This is a genomic window from Vibrio sp. R11-SG3-ISO9 (assembly GCF_059834255.1).
Window position 1 is genome coordinate 308,276 of sequence record NZ_JCBDGU010000043.1, and the last position, 23,899, is coordinate 332,174.

22 protein-coding genes and 2 pseudogenes are annotated in these 23,899 nt (G+C 43.0%); 4 read left to right on the forward strand and 20 right to left on the reverse strand.

Going from position 1 to position 23,899, the window contains the following annotated elements; genetic code table 11:
• Window positions 1-97 precede the first annotated feature (97 nt).
• Window positions 98-438: pseudogene (locus AC6R05_RS14970) on the forward strand (phage integrase N-terminal SAM-like domain-containing protein); the annotation flags it as partial.
• A 20-nt stretch (window positions 439-458) separates the two neighbouring features.
• Here AC6R05_RS14970 and AC6R05_RS14975 read toward each other — a convergent pair.
• The 7 genes from AC6R05_RS14975 to AC6R05_RS15005 all read right to left on the reverse strand — a co-directional run bounded on the left by AC6R05_RS14975 (window position 459) and on the right by AC6R05_RS15005 (window position 10,946).
• Window positions 459-1,982, reverse strand: a complete 1,524-nt coding sequence (locus AC6R05_RS14975) for a carboxylesterase/lipase family protein (RefSeq protein WP_500647861.1) — start codon at window positions 1,980-1,982, stop codon at window positions 459-461.
• Window positions 1,983-2,179: 197 nt separating this feature from the next.
• Window positions 2,180-4,228 (reverse strand): TonB-dependent receptor, encoded by a 2,049-nt coding sequence (locus tag AC6R05_RS14980; RefSeq protein ID WP_500647862.1) that lies wholly within the window; start codon window positions 4,226-4,228, stop codon window positions 2,180-2,182.
• 492 nt (window positions 4,229-4,720) lie between these two features.
• Window positions 4,721-5,527, reverse strand: a complete 807-nt coding sequence (locus tag AC6R05_RS14985) for an ABC transporter ATP-binding protein (protein WP_500647951.1) — start codon at window positions 5,525-5,527, stop codon at window positions 4,721-4,723.
• 34 nt (window positions 5,528-5,561) lie between these two features.
• A complete protein-coding gene (locus tag AC6R05_RS14990) occupies window positions 5,562-6,620 on the reverse strand; it encodes a FecCD family ABC transporter permease (RefSeq protein WP_500647863.1) in 1,059 nt (352 codons plus the stop codon).
• Window position 6,621: 1 nt separating this feature from the next.
• Complete coding sequence (locus AC6R05_RS14995; protein WP_500647864.1) at window positions 6,622-7,635, reverse strand: FecCD family ABC transporter permease; 1,014 nt, start codon at window positions 7,633-7,635, stop codon at window positions 6,622-6,624.
• A gap of 21 nt (window positions 7,636-7,656) precedes the next feature.
• Window positions 7,657-8,577: a Fe2+-enterobactin ABC transporter substrate-binding protein gene (fepB, locus tag AC6R05_RS15000; protein WP_500647865.1), complete on the reverse strand. Its 921-nt coding sequence runs from the start codon at window positions 8,575-8,577 to the stop codon at window positions 7,657-7,659.
• Between the two features lie 56 nt (window positions 8,578-8,633).
• Window positions 8,634-10,946 carry a penicillin acylase family protein gene (locus AC6R05_RS15005; RefSeq protein WP_500647866.1) on the reverse strand — a complete coding sequence of 771 codons (2,313 nt, stop codon included), beginning with the start codon at window positions 10,944-10,946 and terminating at the stop codon, window positions 8,634-8,636.
• Window positions 10,947-11,231: 285 nt separating this feature from the next.
• Here AC6R05_RS15005 and AC6R05_RS15010 point away from each other — a divergent pair, with 285 nt between their 5' ends.
• A complete protein-coding gene (locus tag AC6R05_RS15010) occupies window positions 11,232-12,086 on the forward strand; it encodes an AraC family transcriptional regulator (protein WP_500647867.1) in 855 nt (284 codons plus the stop codon).
• A gap of 129 nt (window positions 12,087-12,215) precedes the next feature.
• On the opposite strand, the gene AC6R05_RS15015 is transcribed toward AC6R05_RS15010, so the two are convergent.
• From AC6R05_RS15015 to AC6R05_RS15055, 9 genes and pseudogenes are all read right to left on the reverse strand, one after another.
• Complete coding sequence (locus AC6R05_RS15015) at window positions 12,216-12,548, reverse strand: YnfA family protein (protein WP_500647868.1); 333 nt, start codon at window positions 12,546-12,548, stop codon at window positions 12,216-12,218.
• Window positions 12,549-12,673: 125 nt separating this feature from the next.
• Window positions 12,674-13,141 carry a proline and serine-rich protein 1 family protein gene (locus AC6R05_RS15020; protein WP_500647869.1) on the reverse strand — a complete coding sequence of 156 codons (468 nt, stop codon included), beginning with the start codon at window positions 13,139-13,141 and terminating at the stop codon, window positions 12,674-12,676.
• 145 nt (window positions 13,142-13,286) lie between these two features.
• On the reverse strand, window positions 13,287-13,619 hold the full coding sequence (locus tag AC6R05_RS15025; RefSeq protein ID WP_500647870.1) for a hypothetical protein: 333 nt from the start codon (window positions 13,617-13,619) through the stop codon (window positions 13,287-13,289).
• Between the two features lie 121 nt (window positions 13,620-13,740).
• Complete coding sequence (locus tag AC6R05_RS15030; RefSeq protein WP_500647871.1) at window positions 13,741-14,229, reverse strand: DUF695 domain-containing protein; 489 nt, start codon at window positions 14,227-14,229, stop codon at window positions 13,741-13,743.
• Between the two features lie 144 nt (window positions 14,230-14,373).
• Complete coding sequence (locus AC6R05_RS15035) at window positions 14,374-14,778, reverse strand: putative signal transducing protein (protein WP_500647872.1); 405 nt, start codon at window positions 14,776-14,778, stop codon at window positions 14,374-14,376.
• A gap of 168 nt (window positions 14,779-14,946) precedes the next feature.
• Window positions 14,947-15,291 carry a lipoprotein gene (locus AC6R05_RS15040; protein ID WP_500647873.1) on the reverse strand — a complete coding sequence of 115 codons (345 nt, stop codon included), beginning with the start codon at window positions 15,289-15,291 and terminating at the stop codon, window positions 14,947-14,949.
• A gap of 130 nt (window positions 15,292-15,421) precedes the next feature.
• A pseudogene (locus tag AC6R05_RS15045) lies at window positions 15,422-16,105 on the reverse strand (DUF4272 domain-containing protein).
• A gap of 94 nt (window positions 16,106-16,199) precedes the next feature.
• Window positions 16,200-17,717, reverse strand: coding sequence for a hypothetical protein (locus tag AC6R05_RS15050; RefSeq protein WP_500647874.1), 1,518 nt, complete (start codon window positions 17,715-17,717; stop codon window positions 16,200-16,202).
• Window positions 17,718-18,011: 294 nt separating this feature from the next.
• Window positions 18,012-18,377: a VOC family protein gene (locus AC6R05_RS15055; RefSeq protein WP_285467275.1), complete on the reverse strand. Its 366-nt coding sequence runs from the start codon at window positions 18,375-18,377 to the stop codon at window positions 18,012-18,014.
• Window positions 18,378-18,569: 192 nt separating this feature from the next.
• Between AC6R05_RS15055 and AC6R05_RS15060 the strand changes: the two genes are divergently transcribed.
• Window positions 18,570-19,091, forward strand: a complete 522-nt coding sequence (locus AC6R05_RS15060) for a type II secretion system protein (protein WP_500647875.1) — start codon at window positions 18,570-18,572, stop codon at window positions 19,089-19,091.
• A 211-nt stretch (window positions 19,092-19,302) separates the two neighbouring features.
• Window positions 19,303-20,514 carry a CobW family GTP-binding protein gene (locus tag AC6R05_RS15065; protein ID WP_500647876.1) on the forward strand — a complete coding sequence of 404 codons (1,212 nt, stop codon included), beginning with the start codon at window positions 19,303-19,305 and terminating at the stop codon, window positions 20,512-20,514.
• Between the two features lie 71 nt (window positions 20,515-20,585).
• On the opposite strand, the gene AC6R05_RS15070 is transcribed toward AC6R05_RS15065, so the two are convergent.
• From AC6R05_RS15070 to AC6R05_RS15085, 4 genes are all read right to left on the reverse strand, one after another.
• On the reverse strand, window positions 20,586-21,464 hold the full coding sequence (locus AC6R05_RS15070; protein ID WP_152468956.1) for a 6-pyruvoyl trahydropterin synthase family protein: 879 nt from the start codon (window positions 21,462-21,464) through the stop codon (window positions 20,586-20,588).
• Between the two features lie 277 nt (window positions 21,465-21,741).
• A complete protein-coding gene (locus AC6R05_RS15075; RefSeq protein WP_500647877.1) occupies window positions 21,742-22,542 on the reverse strand; it encodes a PhzF family phenazine biosynthesis protein in 801 nt (266 codons plus the stop codon).
• A gap of 54 nt (window positions 22,543-22,596) precedes the next feature.
• On the reverse strand, window positions 22,597-23,097 hold the full coding sequence (locus tag AC6R05_RS15080) for a GNAT family N-acetyltransferase (protein ID WP_152468958.1): 501 nt from the start codon (window positions 23,095-23,097) through the stop codon (window positions 22,597-22,599).
• Window positions 23,098-23,211: 114 nt separating this feature from the next.
• On the reverse strand, window positions 23,212-23,808 hold the full coding sequence (locus AC6R05_RS15085) for a hypothetical protein (protein WP_500647878.1): 597 nt from the start codon (window positions 23,806-23,808) through the stop codon (window positions 23,212-23,214).
• Window positions 23,809-23,899: the final 91 nt, after the last annotated feature.

The window sequence follows — 23,899 nt, forward strand, 5'->3', positions numbered from 1 at the left end:
GCTATCTGCCTACATCTCAAAATACAGAATTTTTCTATATAATATAAATTGGTGTGCCAAGCTGGAAACCTATGTGTGCATAACCAGTTAAAGTTCAATGAAAAAATCACCATTTTTGTCGTATATACAAGAACGTATACTGGGACGACACTATACCCTTCATCCAACGGAGGCGTATATTTATTGGATTCACCAATACATTCTTTATCATGATAAAAGCACCCAAAGAGCTTAACCTCCAAGCATGTAGAGGATTTTCTAACGTATCTGGTTGTTAACAAAAAGTCGGTAAGGAAAACGCAAAGTCTGGCTCTCAATGCATTAGTCTTCTTATACAAAAAGATTATTCAAGAACCCGTAAAACTTGATATGCAGTTTCGACACTCAGATAAATCAAGAAAATTGCCAACAGTCATGACTCCAGAAGACATTGATAAGGCTACCAAACGGGTTCAAGCCTATAACTTCATATAGCCTTTATTCGTTGCAAATTCTTTGTCGAATAGTCGGTGTAACGCTTTATTTCGTTTATCAACTTTCGCTTCGGTTTTGCTATCAAATACCATGACGATATCGTCTTTAGTCGAATACACAGGCCACAAATGCAATTGACCACCATTTGGACTACCTGTTTTTGCAAAGTTAACCCAAGCGCTCGACATTAATTCAGATAACTCTCTATCCTCTCTCGTCCAAGGCCTATCGACGGTATCAAGATTATTAAAAGCATAGACTAAATCGCCCATGTGATACGCTCCGTGCTGCGAGCTAAATTCACCGGGTGGAGTTTTATTAAATGAATAAAGATAAATAGGTTCGGTGCCCGACTTGTTTTGTTGAAATGCCCATTTTCGCGCCGCCCAGTGAATTGACTCGGTTTTAGCCAAAACGAAGTTTTCCATAGCTTGGCCATCGGTTTTGGCTGGATACAGCTTTAGATACTCTTGTGTATAGTCACCAAACAAGCTTGTCACGCCAAACTCGAATGTGTCTAGTTTGATTGCATTAGGTGGTATGGTCGCCGCTTCATCTGATGTACCACCTACCAACATAGGTACATCAATTTGATGCCCTCTTTCATACACGCTAGATACGCTCTCGGGCAGTAACCAACCATCAACAACTGGCCAAGCTTTATAAGGTTGTGCCATCAACTCTTCAGGGGAGAGCTTTCTAAGTTCATGAATAGAATTCACGCCTAAACTGTTCGCGTATCGAATACCTGCCGCTTCATTGCTCTCAAGCGTTGCATGCCCTTTCATCGCAAATACAGAGCCACTTTGTGCAATAATCTTATGAAACAGGCCCTTTGCCTTCGGCGACGCGGACAAAAGGTGCGCACTGATTGCACCTGCCGACAATCCTGAAATGGTGATGTTACTTTTGTCGCCTCCAAACTGCGCGATGTTGCGCTGAACCCATTTCAATGCAGCGATTTGATCCAGTAGACCGTAGTTACCCGATATGTGATTCGGCGATTCCTGTGTGAGTCCTGGATGTGCCATAAAACCTAGAACACCCACTCGGTAGTTTATAGTGACCACCACTAAGCCCTTTTTAGCCAGTGCCGTTCCATCAATCGAGTCATCACTGCCCGATCCCCAAACAAAACCACCAGGATAAAACCAGACCAAAACGGGTCGCTGTTCATCAGTTTTAGCCTCTGGTGCCCATACATTGAGATATAAACAATCCTCATCATAGACATGCGGTTTGGGCAGAAACTCTTTTTGATAGAAAGAGCCTTTTTCAGGCGGCGTTTGGATACTCGATGCGCCGTATTCCTTGGCGTTGCGTATCTCTTGCCATTTTTCAACAGGTTCTGGCGCGGCCCAACGTAAATTACCAACGGGCGGCGCCGCAAAAGGAATACCTTTAAAGACTGAGATATTGTTATTGCGGTTCACGCTTCCCAATAACCAGCCGCTATCTATCTCTATCTTTTTGTCATGAACATTATTAAAAAGAGGATTTCGAAACATAAGTGAGCACTTAAAAATGGCGTAAAAATGGTTGATTTAGAAACAGAGGAGAGTGAGTTAACACGCGATTCAATGGTGTTAACAATCGCAGCTCTACCCACTCTGAGAGCAAGTCGATTGGTACCGCAATGCAGACTTCCTAGGCGTTTTTTGCGCTAAAAAGAGGCCAGCATTATCAATGCTGGCTTGTGTTTAGATTAAAAATCAAGCTGTACCAATAAACCGACCGTGCGCGCTTTTTGGAGTAACGGCGAGTCTGTGTATACCACGCCTCGAGCTTCGTAGAGTATGACGTCATCAGAATCGAACAGGTTGTTCGCGAACAGTTTGGCATGACCATAGTCAAAGAAATAAGCAATCGAAGCATTTGTGGTCGTGTAACCAGAAATCTTTCCTACTTCATCATTATCTGTCGTTGAGTAGTAATCACCAACATACTGAACGTTACCATTCAACTCAAAGTCACCAATCCAGTAGTTCAGTCCCGTTACTCCGGTAAACCCAGGTGCACGAGCAAACTCTTTGCCATCATAGATGCTCTGCGTGCTATCGCTAATTTCAGTTTTCAGTACGCCTAGATTAGCAAAGAAGCTCAAGTCTTGTGTTGCATACCAATCCACTGTGGCCTCGGCACCATAAGACTTCGCGTCATCCAAGTTTGAAATCTCTGCGCCGGTTAACTGTTGCAGATTTTCGTAGTCGTTATAGAACACGTTGGTTGTCAGTTGAAGGCTTTGGTCCATCAAGCGATGACGCGTAAAGAACTCATAGTTCCAGACAGACTCTTCATCAAACATGTAGGTTGAGCGTGCAATGAAATCTACCCCAGCACCACCTGAGCCGAACCCTTTTGCAGCACTCACACCAAAGGTATTATTTTTATCTACGTTCCAAGCCAAGGCTAACTTCGGTAAGAAGTCGTCAAAGGTCTTATCTAGCTCTAGCGCAAATGGACCCGTACCGCCCTTCCTAAATCTTTTCTCACTTTCATAGCGACCGACCGCCGTTAGTACCACGCTAGAGGTTAGGTTATAAATGGCTTGTAAGTAAGCAGATTGGGTCTTAGTTTCATCCTCGTAAGAGCCCATACCATCAATAAAGTCGTCTTGACTGTTACTGAAATACCTTGCTCCTACTAAAAGGTCCAACTGCTCTGAATCTGAAACATATCTAAGCGTTGGCTCAATATGGTACTCCTTACCTTGAATCTCTGCCGTGAATCTATCTCCTGTCGGAACAAGTCGTTTAATTTCGAAATCGCTATAGTTGGTGTTAAACGCCAACTCAACGTTCGATGTCACACCGTAAGTTAAGTCCCAAACGTAGCTATTCGTATTTCCTTCAGACACCGGACGCTTAGAAGGGAATGGAGCAAACGGCGAGTCATCCGGCTCATACTCCCCTTGAGGAGCACGATGGTCGTTGTAGGAAATGGTAAGTGTTGAGGACAAATCAGGGATTTTACTTGGCTCGACCAGCAACTTAGCTCGAATAACATTTGATTCAATTTCTTTCGGATCGCCTGCAGGCTCATAGCTTACCAGTGCTACAGAGCTTTCTTGATACTGCCTATCAGCACTAATACGAAATGCCACCTGATCATCTACAAGAACATCGTTGTATACGATGGCAGTCTGCTGGAAGTTATTGTTTCCCAATCCGCCTTTCACCGAAAACTGACGCTCAAAAACAGGAGCGTTAGATCTCAAGACTACGGTTCCGGCAATCGAGTTTCGACCCTGAATATAGCTTTGTGGGCCAAGGTACACCTCTGCTTGCTGCATATCCCACATGGAGTTTTGCCCATATGCGAGTTCGTTGTAGGTCAGTGAGCGCCCATCTAAAGAAACATTGAGTCGTGGTTTAGAACCTGAAATAAAGGCTGCTGCCCCTACGCCAGGGCCAGAACCATCAACACCTCGCACTGTCGCGATCTGGTTACCATAACCAGTATCAACAATGTTTGGGCTCATTCTCAATAAGTCTTGAGTGGTATTAATACCTTTTTCCTGCATTGAGTCTTGGTCATAAACGACAACACTTGCGCTGGTTTCTTGGAGTGAGCGTTCAGATTTGTCACCGTATACCACCATTGTTGGTACTACACCGTCTTTGGTCTCTTCTGCGGCAACGGCAACTCCCGCTTGCATACCAATACAAGCAAAGGCAATGGATGCTGCGAGGGTACTGAGAGGGTGTCTGTTTGGCTGGCTTTTCGCTAAGCGCTCCATGCGCACTAATTCCATTTGGTCATTCTCCTAGAGTTTGCCGGTCGCCGTATTACAAGCACTAATGGCTTGCTTGACCTCGATACTGGGTTCTTAGGAATACGGCTTCGCACTGCTTTGTTAGTTTTCCGACACGTAAGTCACGTGACATTAGTTATAAGGTCATGCTCTATATCAGTATTTAGCCTTGATACAGACTTACCATTAATAGCCCATGCCCTTGATTTTTATGGCTTAGTTACCGATATATACAATTTATTATATTGATAACCATTCTCATCTACGGAGCGTATATTACTAAGGGTTGTCATTACATACTTCTGAATTTGTGCTTTTCGAACGGGCAAATGAATTGAATGATTGGAATAGTTTATGACAGAGAACTTCGCGAGATAGGCACTGGTTTGAGTACGAAAAAACCTGATGATTCATTGGAAAATCATCAGGTTAATTTGGAGATCTATATTGTTACCAAGCTAAAGGGCTTAGGTAAAAACCAGTTAACTCACCTCATACAACATCCGGTATCAAAGGGGCTTTAGGCACAATCATCGGCGAGCTTGTGACCGGATCTGGAATGATTAAGCTATCTAGGCCGAACACTTGCTTAACCAAAGATTCAGTCATTAGATCTTCTGGTTCGCCTTGAGCAACAATTTTTCCACCACTCAACACAATCAAATTATCGGCATAACGACAGGCTTGGTTCAGATCATGCAATACAGCAACGATAGTGTTACCCCGTTGTTGTTTGAGCAGCTTAAATAGTTCAAGTAACTCAAGTTGGTGGGAGATATCTAAATAGGTCGTTGGCTCATCTAGCATCAGAATTGGCGTTTGCTGTGCAAGCAACATCGCAATCCATACCCGCTGCCGTTGACCGCCAGACAAAGCATCAACCGTATGCTCGGCAAACTCTACAACTCGAGTGACTTGCATCGCTTGCTTTACCGCTTGCTCATCTTCTATGCTCCACTGGCTAAACAGTCCTTGATGAGCATGACGACCTCGTGCGACTAGCTCTTCAACGGTCACCCGTTCAGGGGTAGGCGAACTTTGAGGTAGGAAACCTAGCCGTTTAGCGACCTCTTTGCTTGGCATGCTCTGGATCTGTTTACCATTGAGAATGACACTTCCCTGCTTTGGTGTTAGTAAGCGACACAGACTTTTCAGAAGCGTCGACTTTCCGCAGCCATTTGGCCCAACAATGACCGTTAATTTCCCTGTCGGGATAGTGACATCGAGTGCTTCACATATGATTTTTGAGCCGTATCCAAGCGTGAGATTTTCAGCGCTAAGGGTTGGGTTTCCATCCATTGCAGAATCCAAAATAGTCATAATACGTTATTCGTTATCGGCTTCTGATAATAAGCCACAGTAAATAAACCCCGCCAATAATTCCGCACACTCGGCCTATTGGCAAGTTCAGGTCTATTGGTATCAATTGGGTGATAAGATCCGCAATCAGTAGTATTAATGCGCCCATCAGTGCAGAAGAAATAATAGGTAAGTTTGCGGTATTTCTTAATCGAGCCATCAATTGTGGAGCTGCTAAAGCGATAAAAGCAATGGGCCCAGTCGCTGCCGTTGCCAAAGCAGCGAGTGCGACACCGATCAACGTCATAATCAAGCGGAGCCATAGAATCCGAATGCCTACCGACTGAGCACGCAACTCGCCAAGTTCTAATCCAGCCATTGCCGCTGTAAACAGCTTGATTAAAGGCAATAGTAAAACGACGCCAAACACGACTGGAAGTGCGTGCTGCCATGTCCTGGCATGCAGAGACCCAGCCAGCCACAAATTTCCAGTAATCGCGCTATCGATATCTCCTTTCACCAAAAGCAGGCCATTGAATGCGCTGAGTATCGCGCCAACGCCAATACCGGTTAACACTAGGTTTTGACGCTTTATGGCGCCGCCTTGATAGGACAGAACCAATACGACCACAGCGGTTGCGAGCCCACCAACAATCGCTCCAATTGCGACTTGAAGAGATCCACCAGCAAAGTAGATGATTTGAATGAGTGCCCCAGCAGCCGCCCCTGACGTGAAGCCGATAATGTCGGGAGAACCCAATGGATTTCGAGAGATAGATTGGAAAATAGCACCAGAAGCCCCTAATGCAGCACCCGCAAATACGGCAGTAACGATTCTTGGCAATCGAATATCCCACACTATTTTGGCTTGAAAGCCCGCTTCAGCACGCTCCGAAGATAGTAAAATCTCCAAAACGTGCTGAATAGTCATAGGTAATTTACCGACACTGAGCGCGAACAAGGTCAGAAGACATAAACTCAAAGCCATAATAAAAGCAATGGAGACATTCTTTATGTTCACGACAACCGACGCAGATTTCCATCGCAAAGCGTACAAGTATCGAGAGGAAAGCACTTTTGTAACTGTAAACACACTAACGCCTAATCAAGTACAAGAAAAATGGTCCACCAATCAATGCCACCATAATGCCGGCACTTATTTCATCAGGGTAACCGACTATACGGCCCAATATATCGGCGATAAGAAGTAATAAAGCTGAGATCAGCATACAGGCAGGTAGGAGTTTTTTATGGTCGGTACCAACGATTAACTTGGTTATATGAGGTGCAGTCAAGCCAAGAAAACTAATAGGGCCCGCTGCTGCAGTAGCGCTGCCCGCCAGTATGGTCACCACAACAAATGAACCCGCCCATACATAGGCAGGATTAATGCCTAGTGTTAGACCTTTTTCAAAACCCAACACGATAGAGTCTAAAGGTTTCGCTAATGCGAGAGACAACAACAACCCGACTGCAATAAATAGCGAGACGGGATACAAGACATCATAGCCACGCCCTTGCAGTGATCCAACCGACCAATGACGAAACTGGTAAAACACTTCTTGGTGACTATTGATAGTGATTAAGCTAGTAATTGCCAACAGCATAATCGTTAACGCCGTGCCCGATAAGACGACACGCACGGCATCGACCTTTCGGCCTTTCCCTGCAATGAGATAAACCATAAGACCGGTAATTGCCGCACCTAACAGCCCTAACCAAACATAAGTTGAAATACTCGTCAGTCCAAACAGGGAGATGCCCAGTACGATCATGGTCATCGCTCCAGCATTAACACCCAGTATTCCAGGATCAGCCAATGGGTTACGAGTGAGCGCTTGCATTATTATGCCCGAAACCCCGAGTGCCGCGCCGACAATCACTGCCAGTAAGGTTCTTGGAATTCGTAAATGGTGAACGATGAGATGCTGAGAATTGTTTCCGTCAAATTGAACCAAGGCTTCTAGAGTTGTCGCTACGGCAATATCTCGAGAGCCTAGGAATACGCTGACGAGCATTAACACTGGCAAACAGATAAAGGCAGCCATCAAAATCAGGTTGACCTGTCGCTTATTTCTTCGGGCAACGGTGTGAACTAATTGAGTCATGTCAATAAAAACGCCGTTATCTTAACGGCCAAATCGCGCAAGCATATTCTTGACGATCTCTCTGGAACTGTAGAGATCGACTCTAAAGGTGTTCTCCCCTAGCCCATATACTTGTTGGTTTTTCACCGATGGTAAGTTTTTCAATACCACATCAGACATCAAACTCCGGGCTCGCTCATCAGACGCCTCAATTAAAAAGCTCGTTTCCGCGCTAAGTTCGGTCAACTTCTCATAGTTAACCATCGCAAAGTCGCTATGAGAGACTGGGCCCGCATGCCAACTATCATCTGATGATTCGATCTTAAACCCTAAAGCTGAAAGCAATAATGCGTGCGCCCCTTGTGATTTCGCCACAGCGTTGGTCACGCCCGGCCCGTGGTAACTGATAATATTAACCTGACCATCAGGCAAATCTAATCGAGCCTTAGCATCGGCAACTAACTGATCAAATTCGGCGACTTTCTTTTCAACATGTTTTTCATTACCCAAAGCTTCACCAAGCTTCTTGGCGAGTTCCTGCCATGATTGCGTGCTGTAATCGACGATAATAGTTGGGGCAATAGATCGAAGATCTTTAACTTGATTAAGCGCAGAGTCGGCACCTGATTTCGATACAACAATCAGATCTGGCTGCTCTAAATAGGCAGACTCAAGGTTCACGCTACCTGCTGGCCATAATTTTTTTAACGAGCGCTGCTCAGCGACAGACTGCCATTGTCCAAAAAACGCTCCAGTCGTATCGGTGGCCGTAGCAATTAAAGGGGCATCAATGGCAAGCAAGGTTCCAGTCACTGTAACTGAAGTCGATAGCACCCTAACTGGCTTGGTTGGAATCGTTGTTGTGCTTCCATCGGCGTTAACAAAGCTCTTAGGCCACGCTATTGCGTTAGTCGAAGTGGCGCTTATGAGCAAGGCGAAAGCGGTTAAGATTATCTTTTTCATCAAGGGTTAATACTCATAAATAGATACGTTAGACATAACGAATTTATTGGAACTGCTCAGAGAACAGGGGCTGTTCCAATTAGGTTGATTTTATTGGCGATATTGGCGCTCTCCCACTGCTGTGGGCTGTAAGGCATTGAATAGATTTCCTTATTGAGGAACATGTGTAACTGACATGTGCGTGCCTTTGAATCAATTCCATCGCGCTGACCGTGAGCCAGTAACACCTGTGGACAAATCACACCATCTTGCCATTGGGTTAACTGAAGATAGGCTGTACCGAATAAGATGTAGGCAAAACCATCACGGGTTAACTCAGCAGGCATTTCTCCGTTGAGAATACCTTGCTCATAAGATCCACCATGCATTGGGATGGTTTGATTATCTGCGGTCTGATAGAGGACGCAGCCCCATGCGGTATCTAATGCAAAGCCAAGTTGTTCTAATTCGTCAATGGACTGCTCCAATGAGGTCAAGATCACTTTCTGACTTGATGGCGAAGTTGAAATGTCTGAGTCCACCTCTGGGTCACCAAAACCCGTCACTTTAACTAATTTAGCCTTAACCAACTTGCTCCACAGCTGATGAAACAATAGTGCGCCTCGACTGTCTGCATTGTTCTTGCGATCCCAGCTTGCTAATACCTGAAAGGCTTGCTTCACTGGCGCAGAGCAATCACTTGGCTCTAGAGTCAGAATCCAATCTAAAAATGTCTCAGCCGCATAGTTACGGTTATCAAAAACCACCTCTAACGCTTGTTGAGCGCTTATCTTGCCGCTAGCACTGATCTCTTGGATTCGCTTATACGACATGATCAGACGAGGGTCGTAGTCGAGCCTAGCCGCTGCTAATGTGCGCTGTTGTTTGTGCTGACCAAATACCGATGGGTAATCAGGCTGCTGCTGACCAAACACACTGTACTTATAGCTGTTGTTGGTATTGTGAATAATGCCACGAGTGACAATGTTCGGATAAAAAGACTTATCCGCCTGCAGTGGCCTCAAGTTTTGGTCGCGGAATGAGTTTTTTGTTTGGCTTCCATCCAGTACGTTAAATGCAACACCCTGGATACCGACATGAGCATCTGCCATTACTTCATCGGTTATAGGTGGAACATTACCGGCGACCACATAACCCACTTCGCCATGTCTATCGGCGACAACAAGCTGGCAAAGCACTCCTCGGTGATCTTCTATCTTTTCGATAAACTCTCTAGTAGAGCGAGCCTTCGCCGCCGACAAAAACTGATCTAGCCCTTTAGCGTTTCTCTCTCCCGGATTGGTGATGGCATACCAGCCAGCGGGCTTGTTGGGTGATTGAGGAAGCTTGAAAAGTGTCCCTAAGTGAGACTGTGCAAACTCGAAAGATTGCGTGACAGTTCCACCGGATGCTTGCAAGGTTTCTATATCAATGCGGCGTATGGTCGCAGACTGATAGTCACCGTCCAGTAAGTACTTAATCGAGTCTTGCTCGAGTTGGACGTCCATGAGGTGCAGAACATAAGGTGTGACTGTCGCTGCATCCAAAATACTCCAAGAGACGTCAGCATTGTATCCAGTCAGTGGTAACGGAAAACCTAAAAACGTGGAGCCTGCTACATCAAGTTCACCCGGAATCGTCAGGTGACACTGGTGCATGTAGATGCGGAGTTGATGTGGGTTTCTCTGCCAAGCTGAATGAGGATTCCCCACAAGGATAGCACCATCGCCTTCAACTACCTCGCTGCCATAAGCCCAAGCATTACTGCCAAAGCCCCCTTCGACTTCAACGGGTGTGTTATGAGGAGAAACACTGTCACTTGAGTCACTGGCATGATTGCAGTTGGCCGAATCTACGAGATGTGGCCCAATCTCGATCAACTCCTTCATTATGCCAAAGCGCATAGCAAAACGAACAACGTCATCGACTTCAAACCGAACCATAGGTTCTTGACCAACGAGCTGCTGGTATTGTGTCTCAGAAAGACTATCTACAAAGAAATTTAGGCCATTTACATAACCACAGATGTAATCTTGAGTCTCTGGGTTTAATCGCTCAAACTCCTCTTTAACCCATTCATCTGGGCCCCTAAGTTTGAACATTAAATCTGAATTGAGGTTGGTCGTTTTAAGGAAGCCTAGGGTGGAGAAAGCTTCTGGACCATAGTATTTAGAGCGTTGCCCACGCATCGCAATCGCCTGACCAACAAGTTCAACCAACCTGTCTCGGGCATGAGCATAGCCATAACCAAGTCCTAAGCTTTCATAGTTATCAGCTTGGATACGAGGTACATCTTTGTCGCTCCAAACAATCTCGACTTGATTGAATTTTCCTTGGCTTTCATAGGTTAACGTTTTGCTCTCTGGAACAGATTGAGAAAACTGAGTCATACTATTTATTAATCCTAATATTTGCGATTCCTTCGACACTCGATCAACAAGCGGTGAATACAACAAACGAGTCCATTTGATATCCTCAACGCCGCAGTCTCAATGCCCTTTCTTTTTGATATGATAATCATTATCATTAACAAACCAATGATGATACGAAGTTTTCACTCTCTATACTTCTGAATTTGTGCTTTTTGTTAGCAAACTTTATTAGGTGGCGGGAGCACTAAGTGGAAGCATTAGGATCGCACAGAAGCAAGTTATTGATATACGAACGATTTTTATATGGAAATAACAAACAAGACCATCAACAGCGCCATTGAGTACATTTTCAACAATCTCACCAGTGAATTAGGGGTAGAAGAAGTTGCAAGTCATTGCAATTTATCGAAATTTCACTTTAGTCGATTGTTTAAAAAGTCTACTGGCGAAAGTATTTATTCGTTAATCAAACGCTTGAAAATGGAAGACAGTGCCATAGTACTGGGCACGAATACCAACAATAGTATTACCAATATTGGCTTGGGTTACGGATACAGCTCATCCAACTACAGCTCAGCCTTTACTAAGCACCATGGGATCTCACCAGCAAAGTTTCGCAAGCTGAAAAAGGATAAAAAGTTTGATTTGGTCAGTCACTTCGACGGGTCTGAGATCGTATACCAAAATTTTGAATACTATAACGAAGATGTCGTAATTCAAGAGCTCAAAGATATACGAGTGCTCTACCGACGCTACATCGGAGACTATGGTGATCTTGTTCATCATTGGCCGAAGTTTATCGAAGAACACCGCAGCTTCGTCCATGACGATTCACAGCTAATTGATGTGTGTTATAGCGACCCGAACATCACTGACAAAAGTCGTTGTGTTTATGACATTTGTATAAAAATAGATAACGACACTGTTTTACCGCCCGATATCACCACAGAAACTCGCATAATCAAAGGTGGGAAGTTTGCCTCTTACTCCGCAAAAGGGAGTCCGAGTGAAATTGCCCATGACTATAAAGGCGTTTTCAATGTGTGGTTGCCGAATAGTGGTTATAGCTTGGACAATAGAATTCGATTTGATTCGTACAAAGTAGTCAATCCAGAAGAGCAGTATTTCGAAGTGGATATTAATCTCCCAATTCATTAGAAATGCGCTTTCTTAAAACAAATAAACTAGAGCAACTAGACTTAGCAGGTTATTAAAAGCAACAGTGGCAAGTTCTAGCACACAAGTTAACTTGCCACACTACATCTATTACTGGCAACGACGCTGTTGCTAAGTACCTCTCGGCGCAAACATGATAATCGCCATACCTAACATAGCGACACTCGCGCCCACTACGTCCCATAATGTTGGGCGAATCCCATCCACAGCCCACAACCATAAAATTGCGACAAAAATATAGACACCACCGTAAGCCGCATAAACTCTGCCTGCAGCTGTCGGGTGTAAAGACAACAACCACGCAAATAGTGCGAGAGACAAAGCGGCCGGCACTAAGAGCCATATCGATTTGTCTTCCTTTAGCCACAAGTAAGGGAGATAACACCCCAGTATCTCCGCAATGGCCGTCACAAAAAAAAGCCCTATTGTCTTAAGCTCTAACAAATCTATTTCCTATTTTGCTTCTATTCTCAATAATACGGCTAAACTCTAATTCATCTAGTCGCTTACCAAACTCTCCTAGAAAGGCAACTATACGATAAAGTCTCTGGTTTAGAATAGAGCTCAGGCTATTTACTTACGTATTCCGTTTCACAGTCGATTCCGACACATCGAATAGTAATAGTTGTACTCTTTGTCGTTGTAACTGAATTTGTGGCTCTTTTGGAGCTAGTAGTGTCCGGGAGCTCGACTAGTTCCGCATCAAGCACTGCTAGCATTTCTTCCTTGGTCGAATCAAAGTCTAACTTCCCAATCAACTCTAATAATTCTGAATCAGAATATTCTTCGTGGTGACCTCGCAGTGTTTGAACAACTTTCACTTTGGAGGAGTCAAAATCGAAAGACTCGACGAGTGTTATTAACTCTTTAAATGTCATCTCTCGATTTAGATCGCTTACATTCTCGGAAACAAATCTGTTTTTTGTTGAGTCAAAATCAAAAAAGCCTACATTTCTCAACAGGTCTTCGGGCTCCATAGCCTGAACACCTAAAGAACAAACTAAGCAAAATAATCCTGACATAATGATCTTATACAACTTCAAACTCCTCCTTTTGTTCGATTTATATAACTATCAATTAAGATGAGACGCTCGCATACCGCTAACGGCTCATACCACTTTAATCAATACAGCTTACATATAGTGAAAATACCGCATGTTGCAAATCATTCCTAAACACTTTTTAAATGTGTTTTTCATACAACGCTTCGTAAGCTAGCCCTTCAAGTTCACCAGTTAACTCACGCCCTGACTCATCTTGTAATTTATAGTCAATTTGATGTTTTCCTATCAAAGCACAACCGTCTAAGCCCAGTAAAATGGTATATAGAGCGTCAGTCAATGAATCATCTAAGATTCCTCTTACAACGTCCAATTGCTGTGCTTCAATGCCAGCTTCTTTCAAAATAGTTAAAACAGATGTATCTGATACTTCCGAAAAATAGCCTTCAAGTAACTGACGCTTTAGATAAGAGAACTCACCAACGAATTCCAAAGGGGATATTGATATTGTCATTTTGAGTCATCCTTCATTCTAAACGCATAACAGATACAATAAGTCGCACAATACTAAATCAAAAAGTACACCGAACTTCATTCCAAGATATCTGAGTGGAATGGTTTGCCTTAATTGCTTTTTATGTTTTAACTTGATCCAAGTACCACTTAGCCTGCTCCCAGTTCACATCTTGCTCCATATGCCAATCAAAAGGACGGGGATTACGGTGATGTTCGACTATGTACTGTAAATGTTGGTGCGCTATTTCTGGATCATAGACTCGCCATACCAAGCGCCTAGTTGCATTCCAAGTTTCCCTGACAAGAAACAGAGCATTGCCTCCGGCTTTAATTTCCTCGTCTAGTTTGTCGCAAAACGGATCGACTATATCTCTCTCTTCTTGCGACGGCAGGCCATTTTCGATTAAGTCGTCGAAGTCAATAATTACAGATAAATGCCAACTAAATATTTCTTTGGGCTCAAAATCCTTCAGATTTGAGTTTAATACAGCAACACAAGGCAGCCCTTCGCATTTCCAATCTCCAACCAAGAATTTTTCTTCAGGAAGAACTACTCGAACTTCATTTTCTTCAATTTGCTTTTTCTTTCTCAGTAACTTTCTAAACACCAAACCATCCTTGAAAACGTAAAGAGCTTGTGATGTACAAACTTTATATCCCTTAACAAAAAGTAAGCTCTAATCAGTACAGATTTCATAATAATCAATTGATTAACCAAGCTTATGTCAATAAGTTAGTCACGCTACCACGAATCAAAGCTTTTCACTGAACTCACCACACTGGTTACACTTATAACCCTGTTTATAGAAGAACAGAGGAAAGCCTAACAATATGAAAACCAAAAACGCTGGCCGCTTTCCCTTTGTATACGCAGATAAGTCACGACTTCCGCACTGAGGGCAAATATCTTGCTTTTCTCCTATTTCTTGAGAATGACTTTCAAGGCTTTCCGAAAAGTCACTCGTCAGAATTTCGGTCGCTTCCTCTAAATCTTCTCCTGACACCAATAGACGAACACCTCCAATGGCATTTGAGTATAGCCATTGCGTGTTCACGGTGTGCTCATCTGCGATGAAACTTTCGATTCCGGCACTTTCTAGATTTGCTTTGGCTATATGAGCTTCATGAGGAAAAGAAAACCTTGCTACCACAACCATGAATTTCTCCCAGGGGCTAACGCCTTGTTAGATGTTTTGACAGATACCTATTTATTGTGTTTGGGATTAGCGAAACAGCGCCGATATTGCCACACGAAAACTAAAATCAACGAACGCTCAAAGTACCACGCGTAGTGAATCATACTTCAGTAACCTGGTTGTCCCCTACTAGCCTGATTCCGCTTCATCTGTCTTTATTAATGTCACACCATCCACTTCCATAACCCACTGCCCATCTGATAAATAGGGAGGCTGAGACACGACAAAAGTCGTCGTCAAAAAGGCAAAACCAACAACAAAGTCGTCATCGATAAACTCTTTTATCGGTGCATTGATCGTAGTTGTTCCACCTTTATGTGTTCGCTTATAAGATATCGTGCCATCTGAAAGTATTAGTAAATACATGTCTACACTTTGCCACTCGCCGACATATGACAACTTATTGTGGGGTAGCGAGTCACTACACCCTGCAAGTGCAAACAACGACAATAAGATAACAAATAATTTTTTCATCGCTTGTCTCGATAGTCTAAGGCCTGAGTAAGTTCCGAATCACCACTTCATGGATAAAACTAAGAAAAGTGCTGCACTTCGACGGACAAAATGCCACTAACGATAACTCGTCCTAAACACGTAAAATGAATTATGTGTCCAGTGAGATATCATCCCAATGTTCCTCTACCCCATAAGCCCAATCAATTGCTTTTCGTCGTTGTGATACCACGCTTTCATCAAACCTGCATTTTTGCTTCGTAAGTGCACACTCACGAACATACCAATGCAAACGATATAGCAAATCCGACAGCGCTTGGATCTCATGAATTGGGCGTAGTCGTGCATTTCGAATAAAGTCAATCGGATCACTTTTAAAGGGTATTTTGCTTGCGAGATCATCATCGCAACACCTGAAGTGATCTAAGCCTGCAATACCAATACACCAAGCCAAAGCCTGAATACTTTCAACCAGCTAAGAAATATTTATTTTATCTTGCTCATCGATTACTGTTTGAAAAAGCAGTTGGCGTTCATATTCACTAACGTATGGTAAAAGCTCATATTGATTTAATAAATCGAGCAAGTCTTGCCCTTTGGCATCATAAGCTAATCCGATTACATAAGCTAAAGCACTTAACCTTGATGCAATATCTTGTGCCGTTCTAGGGCTTACATCTTCCACACTTTCAATTTGAGGTAAGAGCTCAGGAGTATCAACTCCAATCGCTTTGAGATACTTGATACTTTTCTGTTTTACAGCGTCCATATTCATTTTCCAAAGAACCTTGTTGGCGCAATACTGTGTACAAAATGCGACTGCGTTTCCAAACATTGCACCATGAACACGAAGCAAAGACGGAACGAGAAATGCCGCGCGTTATGAATCTATAGTTATAGTATGACAGTCAATTTAATGTGAGCCAGTCTTATGGCTTGTTGCCTTCCTCGGCGATCAATCTATCGAGTTGGCCAATTATATATGGTTTAACCCTATCGTTCCAAGTGAGATAGAACTTTGTAGTTTCAGCATCTTGGGGAATATTTTCTTTAACCCAGTATTTATGCTCTCTAACCTTTGATTCAAAATCTGGGATATCAGTTTTTAAATGATCACTAAATCTAAACAGTAAGTATTTACTAAGTTCTGGTCTGTATTCTGAATAGATATCTATCATTGCTTTTAACTTTACTGGCTCCAATTTAATTCGAGAATAAATTGAAATTAGATTCCGCAAAGAGTCAACATCGCCATTCTCAAAGAGCTCTTTTAGATACAGTTCTTCAGATTTATCGGAGTCACCAAGCATTGCAATATTATACACATAAGCATTATTAACATATGGGATAGTATCAGAGAAATAGTCTTTAATTGCTGATGACATAGAAGCCTTTATTTGATACATATGGCTAGAGAGGACAAGTAATCCACGTAAATAAGACTCTTCAGTATTGCTTATCTTTCTATAACTACTAAACCAATATTGGGTGAGTAGTGTTTTATGTCTATACTTACCATCTGGTTTATAGCGCATGTACGGCACTATTGTTTTCGAGTAAGGTACATCTAACAAAGAGTATACGGCTACTGTCCTTAATGCTTCCATCCATGCTTCTGCTACATCGTAGGGTTCAACATCCTCGTCAACAAGCTTAATTTTTGCCAAGTAGTCTCTATATCGGATGAGCCTTTCCTTGCCTGTCATCACCGAAAGCTCTTCATATAGTGCCCTATCAAAAGCCATACTACATAACACTGACATGTTTTGTCTTTCGATTAGCCTAGTCTCGTCGTTTGAAACACAAATCTCTAAATCATAGTTATTGACTTTCCACATATTGACTATAAATGCATACATCATATTAAATTCGCCAAAGCGAGCGACTAAATCATGGGCAATATTAAATCTTTTACTTACATTTAATGGATAGTTCTCGGCATCAACCATGTATATAATAGTGGGAAGGATAGCTCTAGCATCTCCTTTATCTGCCAGATCGAACATAGTCGACAGGTACTTTTGAAACTCTTCATCAGGGATAGTCACTGTTACTTCTGCCGTATTACCCTTGGCTATGCTAAAGTATTTTGTATTTTTTAAGACAAAATATATTTGTGCTGATATATCACCTTCTCTAGCTTTAGCTAACAGTTTATTGATATCTTTATCTAAGATAAACTGAGCGTATGGCTCTCCAAGGCGAGCGAAATGGTTAATTACTTTTTCATACTCAATTTTGTTTCGATCTACGTGAGGGTAACAGCTACCTTCTTGCAAGCTTAGGTAATAATAAAATAGTTTTTTATCTTTGGTTACAGGCTCTTCCAGGTGCTCAACAATTTCAGAGCTACATATTTTTTCGATTGGCAAGATATCAGCAGCAAAACTAGCATTAGATATTAAACTAAATAAAATAATGCCTAAATGAAGTAGTGTAGTTTTCATGTCATTCCTTGTATTACCATTGATCACAATCGCTCAGATTTTTTCATCTCGTTACCACAAGAAACCATACGAATTTTGACTCTAATTTACAGTAACTTAATGTACGATTATGTATCTATGCGTCATAGGTTTAGAACAACCTACATAGAAACGATTTAGAGGCTTGCAGCGCCCGATGTGAAAGGGTTCGTTCTTATAAGCCATCAAGCGCAAGGAATTGATATTCAAGGGTAGGGATAGATTCCAAAAGCTAGAAGGCTTTCGGGAGATATGCATTTTTACTGATTTATCATCTTATCTATTCTCACCAATGCGCCATAAAACGCCGCTTGGATCGATGATACAGAAATCTAGCATTCCCCAAGGTTGATCTACTAGCTCGGTAACTTTGACACCAAACTCTTCGGCGATATTTAGTTTCAGAACGTGCTGGTACCAACTATTCGCATCTTCCACCAACAGGTGCATCATTGAGTTGTTGCAATGGGCAGGCTCGTAGAAGTCTTGAAGCAGAAATGCACATGAACCAAGTTTAAAATAAGCGATACCGTCAAACTCCGAGGCCATCTCGAATCCTAGACGCTGGTAAAAGCGTTTCGACAGTTCAAAGTCCTTCGCTGGCACGAATGATTTGATTTCTACAGCATTAAGATTTTCCATATCTACCTCTAGATTTAAATTCAGCGAAGATCAAACAACTGATTTTGCATCAACGTTTGGCAGTAAAGCTTATAACACTCCTCCCTAAGTAACACCCAATACATCTACTTTTATTCAATCATCCATTCGGTAATTTTTCCTTCTGCAAGAGTAACTTATAGTGCATACTGGCGGCTTTTGCATGGGTAAAAAATGAAGAAGAACGGTTTTACACTTATTGAGCTCATCACCGTAATTGTTATCCTTGGAATCATTGCTGTCGTTGCAGCTCCGAGGTTCCTGAACGTAAGTACCGATGCTCATGTTGCTTCCGTCAAAGGGACTGGTGCAGCATTTAAAAATGGTATTGATTTTGCCTATTCCAAAATAATGGCAACGAATGGTGGTGGACCTGCTTCCAATGTCTCGATCTATGACGATACGGCAACAGGCCAACTTGATTTTAATGAGTGGGGGTATCCTGCTCAACAATGGCACTTAGAAGAAGATTCTCCTAGATTAGATAACGTCGAAGATTGCATGTCGGTTTGGAATGCTATTTTGTCAGATCCACCAAGTGTCTCCAGACTAACATCACCCACTAATAGCGACTATTTAGTTGAGTATATCAGTAGAGATCAGTGTCGTTATCACTACAGAATTGTCCCAGACATATCGATCTATTATAACTCGACCGATGGTAGCGTCATTGTAGATGATGATCCGACAAGCTAAGGTAAAACACCAAAAGTTGGTTGTTTTTGCTCATGCTTCTCCAATTTTTTGACTTTAAGTAGGGCGCGCATTCGCCCTACTTACATAAAATTTTTACTTAGCCATAAATTACACAGTTATTCCTAACCAAATGTCCTACCCTATTTGTGGTTACCCCTAACCTGGGTGTTATGATATAACATTGCAAATTTTAAAAGTTGTAGGTTTTGTTATGTCATCTATACCCGTTACTATTTTGCATGGTTTTCTCGGTTCAGGAAAAACCACCTTGCTACGAAACATACTTCAACAAGCGAGTAATCAAAGTATTGTGCCTTCTGTTGTCGTGAATGACATGAGTGAGTTAGACGTAGATGGCGTGCTCATCGCGAATACAGATGTGGTCAATGAAGAGCAAGGAAACTTCGTTACTATCAGTGGTGATAGTGTCAGTAGCCCGAGTGGCCTAGTAGAACTCGAACAAGCTTTAATTCAGCTTTGTGAAGAGCAAAAACCAAGTTGGATCGTGATTGAAACGTCAGGCAGCAGCCATCCTCTTCCATTAGTGGAGTTCTTCAAGCATCGAACTCAGTTTGCACTCAAAGATGTAATTACCTTGGTTGATGCTATTTGGTTACGAGACGACTACAGCCAAGGTGCAGACCTCATTCCGACATGGCAAGAGAACCTTCAAAAAGGGATTCGAGGTATAGAAAACCTGTTGGTCGAGCAGATCATGTTTTCTAACCGTGTGTTACTGACAAAAACTGATCGAATCGATGATGAGAGCGTCGCTAAAATTGCGCAGGCGATACACCCTCTTAATGTCTACGCGAACATCATAAAAACCTCATGGGGCAACATTAATATTGCTTCCATCAACAACCAGCAAGACTACAACTATTTTCTGGTAGAGCAGCTAATTGAAGAGCTACGCGGTGGCGTCAACACACCATTGAACTTGTCAGGTAAGGCGAATCAAAGCTTAGTCTCAAAAGTACTCAAAGATGACCGCCCATTTCACCCTCAGCGCCTTTGGGACACTTGCCACCAGTACATGACCAAAGGTGTGTTCCGTAGTAAAGGCTTCTTCTGGTTCCCGACTCGAGATGATGTTTCACTACTGTGGAGTCAAGCGAACGGCAATGTGGGACTAGAAGTTACCGGGTTTTGGCGAGCTTCTGTGATTAATGATGAATCTCAAAACTACACCGACGAACATAGAAAGATACTCCAAGAGAAGATAGACAGTGTTGACAGTCGATTCGGAGATCGTCGTTGTCGTCTTACAGTGATTGGACAGCTAGATGAAGTGGACAGCTTTATAACCGCACTAGAGAAGTGTTTTTTAAGTGATTATGAATTGGTGCAGTGGAAAAACGGGGCGAATTTTGAAGACCCTTGGCCGCAGCAAGTGGCCAAATTGAAACAGCCAATTAAGTAGGAGCTGAAAACAAAAATGCACTGGTAACTTGCGTTTGCATTACCAGTGCATGAATGATTTTGGGGGTTAGATTAGCGAGACGCCATTGCACCTTTGCCCACCCCTTCATAAGCGACAATCTGAAGAGACTGGCCATCGTTGAGGCTTGGTTTAACTTGGTCAGCGATGTAGCCCGCCAATAACTCAACCGTTGTGTCAGTTGGTAGAATTTCAGTCTCGCTCTTAGCAATAGCTAACTCGAACTCACCTTGTGGGGCTGTGTAACGGAAGGCATAGTGGCTTTCATCTGTCACTGCTTGCGCATGTTCACTCAAGTTAAGCGCGTCTAGCGTTGTCACATCTTCTTGCGAGCCTAAGTAAATGTCTTCCCAGCGCTTAGCGAACGCCTCTTCTCGCTCTGCATCTCGATTACCATCGACAAGGATTTCAACTGGTGAACGGTGGCCATGAGCAATACGCTGACAGTTGCCATCGTGCTTCTTGAGGCCGTGTGTGTAGTGATAAAACGCACCGTCAATCTTCTCGTGACGCAGGGTAATTTCTAGACCAGAAACATTGCTCGGTAGGTTGTCGCGTAGAATGTCATAAACGTGCGCTGTAATGCTTTCGATGGTGATCGCTTCAGCATCAATCAGGCAGTATGCTTCATCTGGGCATTGTAGATGGATACTCTTATCACCACGCATTACGTCAAGCGTTGAATAGCCCGGCTTAGTAGCCTTGTGGATGATAGCTGAGTTTTTCATTGGCACCAGTAAGCGATGGTCAACATACTCATCAACAAGGTGTTTGATCTGCTTCTTAACCCTGCTGAAATCTAACACCATGCTCATTTCATTGAGCTCGCCAGACATGATGACATCTAAAATCCAACTATCTCCCACGACCCCTCTGTGTTCACAGATGTATGAAGAATCGATAACGGTAAGATCTCTTACAAATAGGTTCAAGTTGAACTCCTTACTATTAATGAGATACGGGAGGCTGATTAACGTTTCAGCAGACACTTCGTCTCATTGCTTAGGTTGAATGAAATTGGAGACGCAGGATGGTACAACCGCTTTGTAAAGTCCACCTTTTTAATGCGCCTCTCATAAGAAAAGGCCAATCTCTGTACGATTTTCAAGAAACCGTCGATTAAAGCCTAGTCTAGCGTCTGACAATAAGCATAATCTCGCGACTTATCACCATTTTTAGTAAGGATTCATAGCATTGACGCGATAATGGTTAAACGCTCATTACGCCCTTGATCACCGTCTTCGCGCTCCCTTTGAGCTTAATACGATGATTAGGTAACACTTCTACATGAACATCGCCGCCCCGCTTGGATGCTTGATATGCCCTCAACGTGCTTTTACCCAACTTCTCGCTCCAGAACTGGCCTAAGGCACAGTGCGCAGAACCCGTTACTGGATCTTCGTTTACCCCAACCCAAGGGGCAAAGTAACGCGAGATAAAATCCAAGTTCTCGTCATCTGATAGCGCTGTTACCACAACTCCTCGCCCTTGAAGTTGCGTCATTGCATCAAAATTGGGTGTTAGCTTGTGTACCGCTGTTTCACTTTTAAGCTGGATAAAGACCTTCGAATCAAATCCACCATAAGCTTCAATATTTTGGGCATCAATTCCTAACGCTTTGATTAACGGCTCATTAAACTCTAGATCGAGATGAAGCTCAGTTTGAGGGAAATCCAGCTCAATACCATCTTCAAGAACAGCTGCTGTTAATGGACCAGATAATGTGTCAAAGGTGACCTGCTCTCCTACACGCAAATCTCCACGTTCAACTAAAACATGAGTCATCGCGAGTGTGCCGTGACCGCACAACTTCACTTCAATCTCAGGCGTAAACCAGCGCAGATTCATATCATGCAATGTAAGAAACGCCGTTTCCGATACCGCCATCTCTTGTGCGATAGCAAACATCAAGTCTTCACTCAATGGCTGCTCGATAATACAAACACCGGCAGGGTTGCCCTTGAAAGGTGCCGACGTGAACGCATCGACTTGGTAAATATCTAGATTCATATAACTTTCTTTTCCTTGAAATGGTTCAGTTGTGATTATTAGCGGCGGAGGGGCTTACAAAAATTTCTCGATCAAGACTTCATCAATATAAACACCACCCACTTTAGCGTGCTTTTTGGCAGTGCCTACCACTTCAAAGCCTTGGCGCACATAAGCAGCTAGTGCGCGCTCGTTGTCTGCACGAACATAGGCAAACAGCTTTTCATAGCCTTTCTGTTTTGCCACTTCAAAAGTTGATTGGAACAGCTGCTTCGATACGCCTTTACCACGGCTTTCATCATCAACAAAGGTACCGATGATACCCACATGATCAAAGGCTTTGGTGTATGAAGCAAAAGGTTCGATGTTTTGAAAGGCGATGACTTTGTTTTGCTCTTCGTCAACCGCAACAGTAAACACGCCTTGTTTTGGGAAGTTCGCGATAAAGCCCTTCTCTTCCTCGACAGAAAAAGTGGTATCAAGAATGGTATACAAACCTTCTTCGATAATCGGATTAAGTACTTCAGTAATGCCTTGCGCATCTTCAACGGCGACTTGTCTAACTACTAAGCTCATGCAATTACTCTCTTATTATTATCAAGAGACTTGTTGTACATCAGTTACATGGCTACAGCAATCTAATGAATTGAATATGCGATATTTTTTCTCGCGAACAGACTCAACTGATCACTATCTAGACGGTGCTGATTTAATACCTATTACCGTTGTAGACTCACCGACACCATCACTGTAAATGCTGGCACACAGGTATGCAGTATCAGGAAATCTATCTAAAAGCTGATTGATCGCATTCTCGTATTGCGATAGTTCAGTCACTTTATGAGCGAGGTGAATACCGCCGACTACTTTCCCTAAGTTTTGGGCGTCGAGAAAGTCGCATGCTGCACTGTGGTTATCAAAAGCAAACAGAAAGTCGCTGCTTTCTGACAAGTTTCGTAGGTCTACAATATCGAGGTTATTCGGCATTTCATGTGATAGCAGCTTTGCCATTAAGTTCTCGATAACTCGAGCCACAGCACTCATATCATTTGACGGGCTATCAAATACCAACAGCAAAGTATCGGAATGCTGACATAAGGTATTCAGCTGCTTCGTTTGGTTTAGGCTGTTCGAAGACACCAATAATGCGTCCAACTTTTTGCTTCTCAGTATCGACTCAGATAACTCCGATTCCGACAAGTGATTAACACCTTCCGAGAATTCGTTGCTCGGCGCATAGGCAGCGATTTTGGGCTCATCTAATTCCATCTCAATGGGCTCAAACATGGGCTTGTTAGATTCCTTTCATAAACGTTGGGTTGAAAGAAAGTCGCCGCCTCATTCGAAGCTGCAACCTTCATCTTGAAAACATAATCAG

What these genes read in the sequence shown, in the direction of transcription:
- AC6R05_RS15075 (WP_500647877.1), bottom strand. Translation starts at nt 22,542, where the DNA reads ATGAATCTAGATATTTACCAAGTCGATGCGTTCACGTCGGCACCTTTC.
- AC6R05_RS14995 (WP_500647864.1), bottom strand. Translation starts at nt 7,635, where the DNA reads ATGACTCAATTAGTTCACACCGTTGCCCGAAGAAATAAGCGACAGGTC.
- AC6R05_RS15005 (WP_500647866.1), bottom strand. Translation starts at nt 10,946, where the DNA reads ATGACTCAGTTTTCTCAATCTGTTCCAGAGAGCAAAACGTTAACCTAT.
- AC6R05_RS15080 (WP_152468958.1), bottom strand. Translation starts at nt 23,097, where the DNA reads ATGAGCTTAGTAGTTAGACAAGTCGCCGTTGAAGATGCGCAAGGCATT.
- AC6R05_RS15060 (WP_500647875.1), top strand. Translation starts at nt 18,570, where the DNA reads ATGAAGAAGAACGGTTTTACACTTATTGAGCTCATCACCGTAATTGTT.
- AC6R05_RS15055 (WP_285467275.1), bottom strand. Translation starts at nt 18,377, where the DNA reads ATGGAAAATCTTAATGCTGTAGAAATCAAATCATTCGTGCCAGCGAAG.
- AC6R05_RS14985 (WP_500647951.1), bottom strand. Translation starts at nt 5,527, where the DNA reads ATGGATGGAAACCCAACCCTTAGCGCTGAAAATCTCACGCTTGGATAC.
- AC6R05_RS15035 (WP_500647872.1), bottom strand. Translation starts at nt 14,778, where the DNA reads ATGGTTGTGGTAGCAAGGTTTTCTTTTCCTCATGAAGCTCATATAGCC.
- fepB (WP_500647865.1), bottom strand. Translation starts at nt 8,577, where the DNA reads ATGAAAAAGATAATCTTAACCGCTTTCGCCTTGCTCATAAGCGCCACT.
- AC6R05_RS15085 (WP_500647878.1), bottom strand. Translation starts at nt 23,808, where the DNA reads ATGTTTGAGCCCATTGAGATGGAATTAGATGAGCCCAAAATCGCTGCC.
- AC6R05_RS15010 (WP_500647867.1), top strand. Translation starts at nt 11,232, where the DNA reads ATGGAAATAACAAACAAGACCATCAACAGCGCCATTGAGTACATTTTC.
- AC6R05_RS14975 (WP_500647861.1), bottom strand. Translation starts at nt 1,982, where the DNA reads ATGTTTCGAAATCCTCTTTTTAATAATGTTCATGACAAAAAGATAGAG.
- AC6R05_RS15040 (WP_500647873.1), bottom strand. Translation starts at nt 15,291, where the DNA reads ATGAAAAAATTATTTGTTATCTTATTGTCGTTGTTTGCACTTGCAGGG.
- AC6R05_RS15065 (WP_500647876.1), top strand. Translation starts at nt 19,303, where the DNA reads ATGTCATCTATACCCGTTACTATTTTGCATGGTTTTCTCGGTTCAGGA.
- AC6R05_RS15025 (WP_500647870.1), bottom strand. Translation starts at nt 13,619, where the DNA reads ATGACAATATCAATATCCCCTTTGGAATTCGTTGGTGAGTTCTCTTAT.
- AC6R05_RS15050 (WP_500647874.1), bottom strand. Translation starts at nt 17,717, where the DNA reads ATGAAAACTACACTACTTCATTTAGGCATTATTTTATTTAGTTTAATA.
- AC6R05_RS14980 (WP_500647862.1), bottom strand. Translation starts at nt 4,228, where the DNA reads ATGGAATTAGTGCGCATGGAGCGCTTAGCGAAAAGCCAGCCAAACAGA.